The organism is Pseudarthrobacter sp. W1I19 (genome assembly GCF_030817835.1).
Taxonomy (GTDB): Bacteria; Actinomycetota; Actinomycetes; order Actinomycetales; family Micrococcaceae; genus Arthrobacter.
This window is the reverse complement of the sequence record NZ_JAUSZR010000001.1, coordinates 142,859-156,108: the sequence shown is the minus strand read 5'-3', so window position 1 is coordinate 156,108 and position 13,250 is coordinate 142,859. Positions and strand designations below refer to the sequence as shown.

Annotated in this window: 14 protein-coding genes; 7 read left to right on the top strand and 7 right to left on the bottom strand. The window is 65.3% G+C overall.

From position 1 onward, the window contains the following. The 3 genes from hpaH to QF038_RS00695 all read left to right on the top strand — a co-directional run bounded on the left by hpaH (position 1) and on the right by QF038_RS00695 (position 3,164). On the top strand, positions 1–786 hold the full coding sequence (hpaH, locus tag QF038_RS00705; RefSeq protein ID WP_307607762.1) for a 2-oxo-hept-4-ene-1,7-dioate hydratase: 786 nt from the start codon (positions 1–3) through the stop codon (positions 784–786). Beyond that, the gene (locus QF038_RS00700; protein WP_307607760.1) at positions 771–1,595 is read left to right on the top strand and encodes an HpcH/HpaI aldolase/citrate lyase family protein; all 825 of its coding nucleotides are present in this window, start codon (positions 771–773) and stop codon (positions 1,593–1,595) included. Before hpaH ends, QF038_RS00700 begins: the two co-directional genes overlap by 16 nt. Positions 1,596–1,754: 159 nt before the next feature. Beyond that, complete coding sequence (locus tag QF038_RS00695) at positions 1,755–3,164, top strand: aldehyde dehydrogenase family protein (protein WP_307607758.1); 1,410 nt, start codon at positions 1,755–1,757, stop codon at positions 3,162–3,164. 6 nt (positions 3,165–3,170) lie between these two features. On the opposite strand, the gene QF038_RS00690 is transcribed toward QF038_RS00695, so the two are convergent. The 7 genes from QF038_RS00690 to QF038_RS00660 form a co-directional block, all read right to left on the bottom strand. Further along, positions 3,171–3,557 carry a hypothetical protein gene (locus QF038_RS00690; RefSeq protein ID WP_307613366.1) on the bottom strand — a complete coding sequence of 129 codons (387 nt, stop codon included), beginning with the start codon at positions 3,555–3,557 and terminating at the stop codon, positions 3,171–3,173. Between the two features lie 168 nt (positions 3,558–3,725). Further along, positions 3,726–4,160 (bottom strand): heat shock protein transcriptional repressor HspR, encoded by a 435-nt coding sequence (locus QF038_RS00685; RefSeq protein ID WP_307613365.1) that lies wholly within the window; start codon positions 4,158–4,160, stop codon positions 3,726–3,728. Positions 4,161–4,179: 19 nt separating this feature from the next. After that, positions 4,180–5,154, bottom strand: coding sequence for a DnaJ C-terminal domain-containing protein (locus QF038_RS00680; protein WP_307607756.1), 975 nt, complete (start codon positions 5,152–5,154; stop codon positions 4,180–4,182). Between the two features lie 94 nt (positions 5,155–5,248). Next, a complete protein-coding gene (locus tag QF038_RS00675; RefSeq protein ID WP_307607753.1) occupies positions 5,249–5,953 on the bottom strand; it encodes a nucleotide exchange factor GrpE in 705 nt (234 codons plus the stop codon). Between the two features lie 2 nt (positions 5,954–5,955). Beyond that, on the bottom strand, positions 5,956–7,833 hold the full coding sequence (gene dnaK / locus QF038_RS00670) for a molecular chaperone DnaK (protein ID WP_307607751.1): 1,878 nt from the start codon (positions 7,831–7,833) through the stop codon (positions 5,956–5,958). 246 nt (positions 7,834–8,079) lie between these two features. Further along, positions 8,080–8,376 (bottom strand): hypothetical protein, encoded by a 297-nt coding sequence (locus QF038_RS00665; protein WP_307607748.1) that lies wholly within the window; start codon positions 8,374–8,376, stop codon positions 8,080–8,082. A gap of 241 nt (positions 8,377–8,617) precedes the next feature. Beyond that, positions 8,618–10,825: an efflux RND transporter permease subunit gene (locus QF038_RS00660; RefSeq protein WP_307607746.1), complete on the bottom strand. Its 2,208-nt coding sequence runs from the start codon at positions 10,823–10,825 to the stop codon at positions 8,618–8,620. Positions 10,826–11,028: 203 nt separating this feature from the next. On the opposite strand from QF038_RS00660, the gene QF038_RS00655 reads away from it, so the two are divergent. The 4 genes from QF038_RS00655 to QF038_RS00640 all read left to right on the top strand — a co-directional run bounded on the left by QF038_RS00655 (position 11,029) and on the right by QF038_RS00640 (position 13,229). After that, the gene (locus QF038_RS00655) at positions 11,029–11,568 is read left to right on the top strand and encodes a MarR family winged helix-turn-helix transcriptional regulator (protein ID WP_373461496.1); all 540 of its coding nucleotides are present in this window, start codon (positions 11,029–11,031) and stop codon (positions 11,566–11,568) included. Between the two features lie 71 nt (positions 11,569–11,639). After that, complete coding sequence (locus tag QF038_RS00650; protein ID WP_307607744.1) at positions 11,640–12,458, top strand: methyltransferase domain-containing protein; 819 nt, start codon at positions 11,640–11,642, stop codon at positions 12,456–12,458. A gap of 82 nt (positions 12,459–12,540) precedes the next feature. Beyond that, the gene (locus QF038_RS00645; protein ID WP_307607742.1) at positions 12,541–12,840 is read left to right on the top strand and encodes a type II toxin-antitoxin system Phd/YefM family antitoxin; all 300 of its coding nucleotides are present in this window, start codon (positions 12,541–12,543) and stop codon (positions 12,838–12,840) included. Beyond that, positions 12,837–13,229, top strand: a complete 393-nt coding sequence (locus QF038_RS00640; RefSeq protein ID WP_307607740.1) for a type II toxin-antitoxin system VapC family toxin — start codon at positions 12,837–12,839, stop codon at positions 13,227–13,229. Before QF038_RS00645 ends, QF038_RS00640 begins: the two co-directional genes overlap by 4 nt. Positions 13,230–13,250 lie beyond the last annotated feature (21 nt).

Sequence of the window (13,250 nt, the reverse complement as noted above, 5' to 3'; positions counted from 1 at the left end):
ATGCTCGATGCCAAGACGATTGAGGCCATCGCCGACCAACTGGTCGAAGCCGGCCGCACCCGCACCCCGGTCCCCCGGCTGACGGCCCGCTACCCGCATATGACGGTGGAGGACTCCTACGCGGTGCAGCAGTTGTGGCGGCGCCGGAACGAGGAAGCCGGCCGGACCCTGGTGGGGCGCAAGATCGGCCTCACGTCCAAGGCCATGCAGGACGCCACCGGCATCACCGAACCGGACTATGGCGCCATCTTCGACGACATGGTCCTCGAAACCGGCTGCTCCGTGGAGTGGGACCAGTACACCCACCCGCGGGTTGAAGTGGAACTGGCGTTCGTGCTCAAGGACGGGCTCAAGGGACCCGGAGTCACCATCTTCGACGTCCTGAGAGCCACCGACTACGTGGTCCCGGCCCTCGAAATCCTGGACTCCAGGATCGAGATGGAGGGCCGGACCATCGTGGACACCATCTCCGACAACGCCGCCATGGGCGCCATGGTGATCGGCGGCCGCCCGGTCAAGCCCGATGCCGTTGACCTCCGATGGGTCTCCGCCATCCTCTACAAAAACCAGACCGTGGAGGAAACCGGCGTGGCCGCCGGCGTCCTGGACCACCCCGCCAACGGAGTGCACTGGCTGGCCAACAAAATCGCAGCCCACGGGGACTCACTCAAGGCCGGGGACATCATCCTCGCCGGATCGTTCACCCGCCCGCTCTGGGTCTACAAGGGCGATACCGTCCATGCCGACTACGGACCTCTGGGGAGTGTCACATGCCGTTTCCAGTAGAAAACACCTTCCGGTCTGCTTTGGCTGAAGCCAACCGCCCGCTCGCCGGAATGTGGGTCTGCTCCGGCAGCCCGCTCATCGCCGAACTCTGCGCCGGGTCCGGGCTGGACTGGCTTCTGGTGGACGCCGAGCACAGCCCGAACGGCCTCGAATCCATCCTGGCCCAGCTCCAGGCTGTCAATGGCTACCCGGTCCAGGTGATGGTCCGGCCGCCGGTGAACGACACCGTGGTGGTCAAGCAGTATCTGGACCTGGGCGTGCAGAACCTGCTCATCCCCATGGTCAACTCCGTCGCCGAGGCGGAAGCCGCGGTAGCGGCCACCCGCTACCCGCCTGAAGGTGTCCGCGGCGTCGGGTCGGCGCTTGCCCGGGCTGCCCGCTGGAACCGGGTGCCGGATTACCTCGCCCGCGCCAGTGAGATGATCAGCGTCACCGTCCAGATCGAGTCGACGGCGGCCGTGGACTCTGTGGCAGACATCCTGAAGGTGGACGGCGTGGACGCCATCTTCATTGGCCCGTCCGACCTCGCCGCCTCCATGAGCCTGCTCGGACAGCAGGAACACCCCGACGTGCGCGCCGCCGTCGACCACTGCCTCGCCGCAGCCACAGCAGCCGGAAAACCAGCGGGCGTCAACGCCTTCAACCCGGATACCGCCCGGCACTACCTGGACAACGGCGCCAACTTCATCCTGGTGGGGGCCGACGTCGCCCTCCTCGCCCGGGGATCCGAGGCCCTCGCCAAGCAGTTCACCAAGCCCGCCGGCGAAACCCCGGTGGTTGAGCCTGTCGAAACCCGGCGGAGCTACTGACCTCTGGTCGGGCAGCGGCGTCCTGGCTGATGCCCGCCGTTCTCCCTCCGTCAACAGTCCTGCGCGAAAAGACAAGCCTCCGGCCCGGCCCGCCAGCCAGACTGGGAGCAACCCGCCGGCCATCCGGCAAGCGCCTGACTACTCGAAGTGGAGTACCCCATGGAAACCTACGATGCCCTTTTGGCGTCCATTTCTCCCGCATCCGGCACCGGCCGGACCATCCTGGACCCGGCCACCGGTGATGCCGTGGGCGAGGCACCCATCCACTCCCTCGAAGAGCTCGAACAGGCCATTACCGATGCCCAGGCAGCCCAGCCCGCCTGGGCGGCCCTGGGCCACGCGGGCAGGTCCGCTTCGCTCCTGAAAGCGGCCGAGGCCGTCGAACGCTCCGCCGAAGAGCTCGCCCGCTTGCTCTCCCGCGAGCAGGGCAAACCCCTCAACGGCCCCAACGCCCGCTTCGAAGTGGGCGCCTGCGCAGCCTGGCTGCGCGTCGCCGCCACCACCCCCTTGGAGCCGGAGACGGTGGTGGACGACGGTGAAACCCGCGCCGAGCTGCACTACAAGCCCATCGGCGTCGTGGGCGCCATTGGCCCGTGGAACTGGCCCATGATGATCACCGTCTGGCAGATCGCACCTGCCCTGCGCATGGGCAACGCGGTGGTGGTCAAGCCCTCTGAGTACACGCCGCTCGGCGTCCTGGCATTGGTGAAGGTCATCAATGAAGAACTGCCCGAAGGGCTCCTCACTGCCGTCAGCGGAGGGCGTGACGTTGGCGCCCGCCTGGCCGAACACCCCGCCATCGGCAAAATCATGTTCACGGGATCCACTGCCACCGGCAAGGCCATCATCAAATCCTCCGCGGGCACCGTCAAGCGTCTCACCCTGGAACTGGGCGGAAACGACGCCGGCATCGTCCTTCCAGACGCCGACCCCAAGGCCATCGCCGAAGACCTTTTCTGGGGCGCGTTCATCAACACCGGCCAGACCTGCGCTGCGCTCAAGCGCCTCTACGTCCACGAGGACATCTACGATGCCGTCTGCGAAGACCTCGTGGCCGTGGCCAAGGCCATGCCCATGGGCAACGGCCTGGACGAGAACAACGTCCTGGGACCGCTGCAGAACAAAGCCCAGTACGACGTCGTCGCGAACCTCGTGGAGGCGGCCAGGGCTTCCGGAGCCCGGATCCTGCTCGGCGGCAACCCTGACACCACCAAGCCGGGCTACTTCTACCCCACCACCCTGGTGGCGGACATCGACAACGACAATCCCCTGATTACGGAAGAACAGTTCGGCCCCGCCCTGCCCATCATCCGCTACAGCAGTGTGGACGAAGCCGTGGAGAAGGCGAACGCGCTCGACGTCGGACTCGGCGCCTCCGTCTGGTCCGGCAACCGGGACGCCGCCCGCGAAGTCGCAGCACGCCTCCAGGCCGGCACTGTCTGGATCAACAGGCACGGCGCAGTGGACCCGCGGATCCCGTTCGGCGGCGCCAAGCAGTCCGGCTACGGCCTGGAGTTCGGCATCGAAGGCCTCAAAGCCCTTGGCGTCCCCCAGGTCATCAACGGCTAATCGGGCTTACCCCATGGCAGGGGCGGCGGCGGTCCGGCCCGAAAGTTGGCGCCGGGCCCAGCGGGCGAGCTTCTTGCCCCTGCCCTTCCACCAGTTGTCCTCATCCTTGTCGTGATGGAGCCGGAAGATGATGGCCATCAGCACGAACATGCCCATCACCACATCAATCCAGGATGCCAGCACCAGGGCAATCAGGACCGTCACACCGCTGGCAATGATGGACGGAATGGCAAGCGTCCGGAAAACCGTGCTCGCCAGATATCGCCGGTGGGACCGCGGCACGGACAGGGCACGCACCATGTCGAAGCACACGCACACCACCACCACCGTCTGGCCGAGTGCCAGCAGGATCTGGCCGGGAATGGAGCCGCTGAACGCGGCCACAGCTTCCATGCCCGGGCTCACGGCCGGGCCCTTCTTTGAGAACCAAACATAAAAACCCCCAGAAACTTGGAACCACTGCTGCTGATCCAGCGGCAGTGGTTCCATTCAAGTTTCCTGGGGTAAAAGCGTCACGAGTAGTCGGTACTCGAATTTCAGCCGGCACGCATAAAGCGGTACCTACTGGCCAATCGCCCGCGGGCGCCAGAGCACCATGGCCTGGGACCGCGGCCGGGGGCGCTGCCCGCGGGCCAGGCTGACCACGTCTCCCGCAGCGCCTGCCGCGAAGATCCGGGAATCGAATGGCTGCGGGCGGCGGCTGAGCTCCTCGGAGAGTTCCGAGACCCGGCGCTGCAGGGCGGCCACCTGGTTTTCGAGTTCCAGGATGCGCTTGATGCCTTCGAGCGAGACGCCCTCCTGCGACAGCCGCTGCACCGCGCGCAGCATGTTGACATCCCGCTGCGAGTAGCGGCGGGACTTTCCGGGCGCCCGGCTGGGCGAAACGATGCCCAGCCGGTCGTACTGGCGGAGCGTCTGGGGGTGCATGTCCGCCAGTTCAGCTGCTACCGAGATGACGAAGATCGGCTGGTCTGAGTTGATGTTCGCGGCGTTGATGTCCACGGCTCACCCGCTGCTAAAGCCGGGCCTTGGCGGCCAGGCCCTCTCGGACGTCGGCATCGGAGGTGGCTTCAGCAAATGCCTTGACCGCGGCTTCGGCGTCCTTGTTCAGGTTCTTGGGAACCGCGACGTCGATGGTCACCAGCAGGTCGCCGGTCCCCTTGGACGTCTTCACGCCTTTGCCCTTCACCCGCAGGGTACGGCCCGACGGCGTCCCTGCCGGTACGCGGACCCGCACCTTTTCGCCCTCGATGGTGGGCACTTCGATGTCGGCGCCCAGGGCAGCCTCCGGGAAGGTGACCGGAACGTGGATGCGGAGGTTCTCGCCGTCGCGCGTGTAGAACGCGTGCGGCTGGACCGAGACGGCCACCACCAGGTCGCCGTTGCCGGCAGGACCCGGCTGGCCTTTACCGCGTACCCGGACCTTCTGGCCGTCCTTGATTCCGGCGGGGACGCGGACGTCGATGACGTCGCCGCTGGGCTCGCGCAGGCCGATGGTGGTGCCGCGGATGGATCCGGCAAACGAGATGCTGGTGGACGCGGTCCGGTCCGCACCCTTCTGCGGGGCGCGCTGGAAGCCGGGAGAGCCACCGAAGCCGCCGCCGAACAGGTCGGCGAACTCGGGTGGAATGCCGCCCGCGGACGGGTTGAAGCCGCCCGCATGCCTGCCGGTGTTGCCCGTGAAGAGGCCGCCGAACAGGTCCTCGAACCCGCCATTCGCGGCACCGGCGCCACCGGGGGCGAAGCGCGCTCCGCCGCCCATCGCCCGGATGGCATCATACTGCTGCCGCTCGTCGGGATCGGAAAGTACGGAGTAAGCCTCGGAGATGTCCTTGAACTTCTTCTCGGAAGCAGTGTTCCCCGAGTTGGTATCAGGGTGGTGCTGCCGCGCAAGCTTCCGGTAGGCCTTCTTGATGTCGGCGTCGGAAGCGTCCTTGGCAACACCAAGGATCTTATAAAAGTCCTTGTCCACCCAATCCTGGCTAGCCAATGGCGTTTCCTTTCAACAATCTGTCCGAGATGACAGTTCGCGCCAATGTTCTGTCGAATCACTGCCGCGAACTGTCATCTCGATGAGGGTAATGCTACGCAGGTACGGCGACGATGACCTGGGCGGCGCGGAGGACGCGGTCGCCTGACTTGTAGCCGGACCGGAGCACCTGGCTGACGGTGTCGACTTCAAGGTCCTCGCCGGGCTGCTGGATGAGGGCCTCGTGGATGTTGGGATCAAACTCCACGCCGGTCTCATCGATGCGTACCAGGCCGTAGGTCTTCAGCGCGTTCTCCAGCTTGGTGGCGATCGCGGCGAAGGGTCCGTCCGTGAGGTCACCGTGCTGGCGGGCGGCGTCGATATCGTCCAGGACCGGCAGCAGCGAGTTCAGGACGCCGATGACGGCCATCTCCCCTGCCACGGCCCGGTCGCGTTCAACGCGCTTGCGGTAGTTGACGTACTCGGCCTGCAGGCGGAGGAGGTCGTTCTTCAACTCGGCTGCCTCGGCGCTCCCTGCGGGAACCCCTTGGGCCACGGATTCCTCAGCCGGCACCTCGACGCCGTTGAGGATTTCCTCAGCCTGGGCCAGAGCGTCGCCATCGGAGTCCTCGGAACCGGTCCCGGGGGCAGTATTGCCGCCTTCAGCGTGACCGCCCTCGGGGTGCCGGGCCTGGCCGGTCACCGGGTCAACCTTGCGGTTGTCCCGGATGACCGGTTCCTGGTGGCCGTTGCCCTGCTGCTCCGCGCGCTCCTGGCTTGTGGATGAGTTGTGCTCTTCCTCGTTACCGTGATGCGGCATGGTTACTTCTTCGCTTCGTCTTCGTCGATGATTTCGGCGTCGACGATGTCCTCGTCAGCAGCCTTGTCGCCGCCTGCGGCACCAGCGGCACCTTCAGCGCCTGCGGAAGCACCTGCACCGTCCGGCGAGCCGGCCTGGGCGTAGATGGCCTCGCCCAACTTGGTCTGCGATGCCTGCAGCTTCTCGAAGGCGGACTTCACTGCGGCGTCATCGGTGCCTTCGAGTGCCTTCTTCAGGTCGTCGACGTCGGTCTGGACCTCGGTCTTGACCTCTTCAGGCAGCTTGTCCGCGTTGTCGGCGATCAGCTTGTCCACGGAGTAGGCGAGCTGCTCGGCGGAGTTGCGGGTGTCGGTAGCCTCGCGGCGGGCCTTGTCCTCGGCAGCGTGCTCCTCGGCGTCACGGACCATACGGTCGATGTCTTCCTTGGAGAGCGCGGTGCCGCCGGTGATGGTCATGGACTGTTCCTTGCCGGTGCCCTTGTCCTTCGCGGAGACATGGACAATGCCGTTGGCGTCGATGTCGAAGGTGACCTCGATCTGCGGGATGCCGCGCGGGGCCGGGGCGATGCCGGTCAGCTCGAACGTGCCCAGCGGCTTGTTGTCGCGAGTGAACTCGCGTTCGCCCTGGAAGACCTGGATGGCCACGGACGGCTGGTTGTCGTCAGCGGTGGTGAAGGTCTCGGACCGCTTGGTGGGGATGGCGGTGTTGCGCTCGATCAGGTGCGTCATCACGCCACCCTTGGTTTCGATGCCGAGGGACAGCGGGGTGACGTCGATCAGCAGGACGTCCTTGCGCTCACCCTTCAGCACGCCTGCCTGGAGGGCTGCACCAACGGCCACAACCTCATCCGGGTTCACGCCCTTGTTCGGCTCCTTGCCGCCGGCGAGTTCCTTGACCAAGTCGTACACGGCGGGCATACGGGTGGAACCGCCCACCAGGACGATGTGGTTGATGTCGGAGAGCTTGATGCCGGCTTCCTTGATCACATCGTGGAACGGCTTCTTGGTGCGCTCCAGCAGGTCCTTGGTGAGGTCCTGGAACTTCGCGCGGGTCAGCTGCTCGTCCAGGTGGACCGGGCCGTCGGGGGTGACGGAGAGGTACTGGAGCGAGACGTTGGTGCTGGTGGAGGAGGAGAGTTCCTTCTTGGCCTGCTCGGCTGCTTCGCGGAGGCGCTGCAGGGCGATCTTGTCCTTGGACAGGTCGATGCCCTTGACCTTGAGCTGGTTCAGCAGGTAGTCAACAACGCGCTGGTCCCAGTCGTCGCCGCCGAGGCGGTTGTCGCCGGCGGTGGCGCGGACCTGGATGGTGGAGAAGTTGTCTTCGTCCTTGCCGACTTCCAGCAGTGAGACGTCGAACGTACCGCCACCGAGGTCGAACACCAGGATGAGTTCATCTTCCTTGCCCTTGTCCAGGCCGTAGGCGAGAGCCGCTGCGGTGGGCTCGTTGACGATGCGCAGGACGTTCAGGCCTGCGATTTCGCCGGCTTCCTTGGTGGCCTGGCGCTCGGCGTCATTGAAGTACGCGGGAACGGTGATCACAGCGTCGGTGACCTTTTCACCCAGGTAGGACTCGGCGTCGTTCTTCAGCTTCATGAGGATACGCGCGGAGATTTCCTGCGGGGTGTACTTCTTGCCATCGATGTCCACCTTCCAGTCAGTGCCCATGTGGCGCTTGACCGAAGCGATGGTGCGCTCGATGTTGTTGACGGCCTGGCGCTTGGCGATCTCGCCGACCAGCACCTCGCCGGACTTGGAGAATGCAACGACGGACGGCGTGGTGCGGCCACCCTCGGCGTTGGCAATAACGGTGGGCTCGCCACCTTCGAGAACGGAGACGACGGAGTTGGTGGTTCCGAGGTCGATACCTACTGCACGTGACATGTGTTGCTTCCTTCTTTCCTTGGAAACTTGCTGGCGCCCCGATGATTGAGCGTTCTGCACTCAACTTTACTCAGGGCGTCGGCGATGTCAATCCAAGTTGAGTGAAGTACGCTCAACTTCGGTTTTGGCAGGAGGTGGGAAGGCTGTCCTTTCCTACGATTCCGGCCTCAACGGCCGACGGCGGTCCTCCGTTCGCTCTTGGAGAACCGCCGTCGGGCTGCTTTACTTGCGGGTTGCCTGCCGCTGCTACCTGTCGTTGTCAGTATGGCCGTGCAGGGGACCCCGCTCTTCGGCGGTGGTGTTCACCTGCCCGTCAGTGAGCCGCTCCCGGACAGCGTCCGCTTCATGGGCCGCCCCGACAGTACCGGCGTCACCGTAGTCACCGTCCTCGTATTCGCCATCTTCAAGGTCTTCCGCGGGCGTAGTGGCAGTGCCCGCGTCGCCGTAGTTGCCGGAAACATACTGCCCGCCCTCACCCTCCAGACCGGGGGCGGTGCTTCCCCTGCGGGCCTCCTCGCCGGGAATTTCCGGGTTTTCAGTCATGGTGCATCTCTCCTTTGAGTTCCGCGTCCATGCGGGCGCACTTGAAGTCTAATCAGCGCGAACTTCGGCCAACAGGGGCTGCAGCAACCCTCAGCCCTCTTGGCCGGACAGCCCCGTTACACCCGGCAGCCGTGTCACGCAGAGCACGCTTTTGGTCCGCCAGGTCAGCTGCCGGCCCGGAAATCCCGGAGCGCGTGTTCATCAGAATCCATAAGCATGCCCTGCGTGACGACGGAGGCAATTACCGGCGGCCGGCGTCTTCAAGATCGGTTTCGGGGCTGCCGCTGGAATCGCGCTGCGCGGCCCCATCCAGCTCCGGCCGGCCCAGCTTTCCGGGCCACCAGATCCGCGGACCAATGTCGTAAGCAAGGGCGGGCACCAGCAGCGACCGCACCAGCACGGTGTCCAGCAGCACTCCAAAGGCCACGATGAAGGCGAGCTGCACCAGGAACATGATCGGGATGACGCCGAGTGCGGCAAACGTGGCGGCCAGGACAACTCCTGCCGACGTAATCACGCCGCCGGTCACGCCAAGCCCGCGCAGGATGCCGGGCCGGGTGCCGTGCTTCAGGGATTCCTCGCGGACCCGGCTCATCAGGAAGATGTTGTAGTCCACGCCCAGGGCCACCAGGAACACAAAGCCGAACAGCGGAACGGTGGCATCCGCGCCCGGGAAGCCGAAGATGTTGTTGAAGACGAAAGCGGAGACTCCCATGGCCGCGGCGTAGGACAGCACCACCGAGAGCACCAGCAGGACCGGCGCCACAACGGAGCGCAGCAGCAGCATCAGGATCAAAAGGATCACGATCAGGACCACCGGGAGGATGATCACCAGGTCCCGCTGCGCGGTGGTGTTGGTATCCAGCGCGGTCGCGGTCACGCCGCCCACGAGCGCACCGGAGTCGACAGCCTTAACCTCGACGCGGAGAGCCTTGACGGTCTCCTCAGCCTCCAGCGAATCCGCTGCGTTGTTCAGCGTGGCGTTGATCAACACCTTTCCGTCGCGGACATCCGGGGCGCTGGGAGCTCCCGGGGCTCCGGTGATGGGCACCGAACCTTGGGCCAGCAGATAAGCCTCGCCCACGCCGTCGGCCGCCTTTACCGTGTCCAGCACCTCCTGCGCCTTCCCCTGGTCCGCCACTACGACGGCGGGGCTGCCGCTGCCGGCGTCGAAATGGCGCGCTAGCGCGTCCTGGCCGTCCACGGCGTTGGACGCCGTAAGGATAACGTCCGTCTGCGGGACGCCGTTGGCCTTCAGCTGGAGCAGGCCGCCTGCGGCAACCACCAGCAGCAGGACCGAGGCCACCCAGACAGTTCTCGGCCGCCGTGAAACCAGGGAGCCGGTAGCACGCCACAAACCCTTCTGGCCTTCGAGCCCGGTGACAAGCTCGGGCTCACGCTGGTCCGCCGGGACGAGCTTGGGCCGGAACGGCCAGAATGCGGCGCGGCCAAGGAGCGCCATCAGGGCGGGAAGCAGTGTGAGGGCAGCGAACAGCGAGCAAAGGATTCCGGCCGCGGCCACGGGACCCAGCGCCTTGTTCGAGTTCAGGTCTGAGAACAGCAGGCACAGGAGCGCGATGATCACGGTGGCACCGGAAGCCAGGATGGGCTCGAAGGAGGCCTTCCAGGCTGCCAGCACGGCGGCGGTGCGGTTGGTGGTGTGGGTCAAGGCTTCCCGGAACCTCGCCACAAACAGCAGGGCGTAGTCCGTGGCAGCACCGATTACCAGGATGGACAGGATGCCCTGGCTTTGCCCGTTGAGCTGGATCCACCCGGCCTTGGCCATGCCGAAAACCAGCAGGATGGCCGCGCACAGGGCGAAGACAGAGGTCAGCAGCACCACGATGGGCAGCAGGAGCGAGCGGTACACCACCAGCAGGATCACAAAAACAGCTCCCAGCGCCACCAGCAGGAGGATCCCGTCGATGCCGGCGAACGCCGCCGTGAGGTCAGCTGCGAGTCCCGCGGGCCCGGTGACATACGTTTTGATGCCCTCCGGGGCCGACTCGGCGGCAGTATCCCGCAGTTCCCGGACCACCTCCTTCACCTCTTTGGAAGAGTCGATCGGGACGATGAACTGCACCGCCTTGCCGTCCTCTGACGGGATGGGCCCGATGACCGCGCTGCCCGCCTGGATCCCTTCCAGCTCTGTGCGGAGGGTTGCCGCCTCGGCGAGCTGCGCGGGACTTAGGGGCTGGTCGGCTTCGAGGACGATAACGCCGGGCACCTCGTCCGAATCGCGGAACTTCGATTGCCAGTCCTGGGCCGCGGTGGCCTCAGCACTGGCAGGCAGGAACGATGCCTGATCGTTGGACGAAACCTCGTCCAAGCGGCCGAAGGTGGGGCCGCCCACGCCCGCAAGCGCCAGCCAGGCCAGCACGAGGATGACGGGGACCAGCCAGCGCAGCCAGAATGGCACGCGCTCTTTGGCGGGGGAATGGAATTTCATGATGCCTTCCGGACAGTCGCTGGAGTAGGATTGATTCCATCCTAGAGTATCTCCATGATAGAGATAAGTGCTGAGCTAGCTTTTTCTTTTCACGACCGATACCTGAGCGCCCACGCGGCTGAAGTAATATCCGTCAGTACGGCCGGACGCTGGAGGCGCTCTGGCCGGCAAGACTTCTTATGCGGCAGAATATGGAGGTGGACGTGGCTGGCAACCGGACTCCCGCCGCGCCCGAAACTCCCCAGGGAGGACCTCCCCAAGGCAGCCCTCGCGGGAGCGGCGCCGGCCCCCACCCGCTGATCCGGCTCCTTCAGGAGTTCACGCTCGAAGCCAACCGCTACGTGGACGCGGCGGGCGGACGGAAGGACATGCACCGGACGGACCTGAATGCGCTGGCGGTCATCATGCGCCACACCGCAAGCGGCGGCAGCGTCACGCCCGGGCTGCTGCGGAAGGAGCTGAACCTCAGCTCTCCGGCCACCACCGCCCTGATTGACCGGCTGGACAACTCGGGACATGTGGTGCGGGAACGGGACAGCTCCGACCGCCGGCAGGTCCACCTCCGGATGACGCCCAAGGCCTTCGAGGAAGGGGGCGCCATCTTCGCTCCGCTCGCACGCCACATGGGCAGCGCGATGGCCCACTTCTCCCCGGAGGAACTGGAAACAGTCACCCGCTTTATGACCGCGATGGTGGAAGCCACGGTGGCGGCCCGGGAAGAACCGCCCGCCGCGCCCAACTGACTGGCACTTAAGGTCCCCAAACAGGCTTTTCGCGACGTTAAATGCAACCCAGTTGGGGGTAGCGTTTGGTTATGAGTGCGCAGCAGCCCGAAGACGACGTTTACACGCACGGCCACCACGAGTCGGTGGTCCGCGCCCATGCCGCCAGGACCGCCGAGAATTCGGCCGCGTTTGTCCTGCCGCACCTCACGCCCGGGACGGACCTGCTCGACGTCGGCTGCGGCCCGGGCAGCATCACCTGCGATTTCGCGGGGCTGGTAAGCCCCGGCAGGGTCATCGGCCTGGACCGCTCGCCGGACATCATCGCCCAGGCCAAGGCCCTCGCCGTCGAGCGTGAAGTAGCGAACGTCGAATTCGTCGCCGGCAACATCTATGACCTCCCCTTCGAGGACGAGACGTTCGACGTCGTCCACGCCCACCAGGTGCTCCAGCACCTGACTGATCCCGTGGAGGCGCTGCGGGAGATGCGCAGGGTGGCAAAACCCGGGGGAATTGTGGCGGTGCGCGACGCCGACTTCCACGGCATGAGCTGGTACCCCGCCATCCCTGAGTTGGATGAGTGGATGGAGCTTTACCAGCGCATCGCGCGCAGGAACGGAGCAGAGCCCGACGCCGGGCGGCGGTTGGTGAGCTGGGCCCAGTCAGCGGGCTTCACCGACGTCGCGCCCACCAGCAGCAACTGGCTTTACGCCACGGGGCAGCAGCGGCGGTGGCAGGCGCGCGTCTGGGGCGAGCGAGTGCTCCATTCCGCCTTCGCAGAGCAGGCGCTCGAATACGGCTTCGCCAATCCTGCGGACCTGGCCAGGATCTCTGCCGGATGGCACCGCTGGGGCTCCACGGACGACGGCTGGTTCCTGATTCCCAATGGCGAGGTCATCGCGCGGGCCTAGTCAACTGCAAGCGGAAGTGCCGATATCCACATAGCCACTTTGCGGGCTGCCGCTGGTTGCTGCTTGGGAATATCGTCGGCCCATGAGCTACTACGGCGACAACGAATACTGGGCAGAACCTTACATCGCGGAGGTTGACCAACTAGACTTGGTCAACATGGGACAGTACAACGTCCAGGAAGCAAAAACGCGTTTGTCCGAGCTGTTGAACCAGGTGGAAAACGGCGAGGACGTGGTCATTGCCAAAGCAGGAAGGCCTGTTGCCCGGCTGGTAAAGATCGAACGCCCGCATAAGCGGGAACTGGGGTTCCTGGGCCCCCTTCACATTCCTGACGAGTTCTACGAGCCTTGGAGCGAAGCGGAGATGGGGGCTGCGGAATGATGCGGCTCCTCCTGGATACCCACGTTTTCCTGTGGGCGGTCGCGGAACCCAAGCTGCTGTCCAGCAAAGCCAGGAGTTCCATTACCAAACTGGAAAACCAAATCTTCGTCTCACCGGTCACCGCTTACGAGCTGTCCCATAAGCACCGGCAAGGAAAATTGCCCTTTGGAGCGGCAATTGTCACGAGCTTTGGCCGGCAGGTTGCCCACCTCTACGCCTCTGAGCTCGCCGTCTCGTCTCCCCACACCCTCGCCGCGGGACAACTGGACTGGGACCACAAGGATCCCTTTGACCGAATGCTCGCTGCCCAGGCGATGGTGGAGGGGCTTACCCTCGTTACCGCAGATGAAGACCTGCAGGCGTTCGGACCCGTGGCAACCCTCTGGTGATTGCCGCACTAAACTTGGCTG

Bases quoted from the DNA above. Each gene is read 5' to 3' on its own strand.
- QF038_RS00700 (WP_307607760.1), top strand. From the start codon at position 771: ATGCCGTTTCCAGTAGAAAACACCTTCCGGTCTGCTTTGGCTGAAGCC.
- QF038_RS00675 (WP_307607753.1), bottom strand. From the start codon at position 5,953: ATGCCGCATCACGGTAACGAGGAAGAGCACAACTCATCCACAAGCCAG.
- QF038_RS00640 (WP_307607740.1), top strand. From the start codon at position 12,837: ATGATGCGGCTCCTCCTGGATACCCACGTTTTCCTGTGGGCGGTCGCG.
- QF038_RS00650 (WP_307607744.1), top strand. From the start codon at position 11,640: ATGAGTGCGCAGCAGCCCGAAGACGACGTTTACACGCACGGCCACCAC.
- QF038_RS00690 (WP_307613366.1), bottom strand. From the start codon at position 3,557: ATGGAAGCTGTGGCCGCGTTCAGCGGCTCCATTCCCGGCCAGATCCTG.
- QF038_RS00645 (WP_307607742.1), top strand. From the start codon at position 12,541: ATGAGCTACTACGGCGACAACGAATACTGGGCAGAACCTTACATCGCG.
- dnaK (WP_307607751.1), bottom strand. From the start codon at position 7,833: ATGTCACGTGCAGTAGGTATCGACCTCGGAACCACCAACTCCGTCGTC.
- QF038_RS00665 (WP_307607748.1), bottom strand. From the start codon at position 8,376: ATGACTGAAAACCCGGAAATTCCCGGCGAGGAGGCCCGCAGGGGAAGC.
- hpaH (WP_307607762.1), top strand. From the start codon at position 1: ATGCTCGATGCCAAGACGATTGAGGCCATCGCCGACCAACTGGTCGAA.
- QF038_RS00695 (WP_307607758.1), top strand. From the start codon at position 1,755: ATGGAAACCTACGATGCCCTTTTGGCGTCCATTTCTCCCGCATCCGGC.
- QF038_RS00660 (WP_307607746.1), bottom strand. From the start codon at position 10,825: ATGAAATTCCATTCCCCCGCCAAAGAGCGCGTGCCATTCTGGCTGCGC.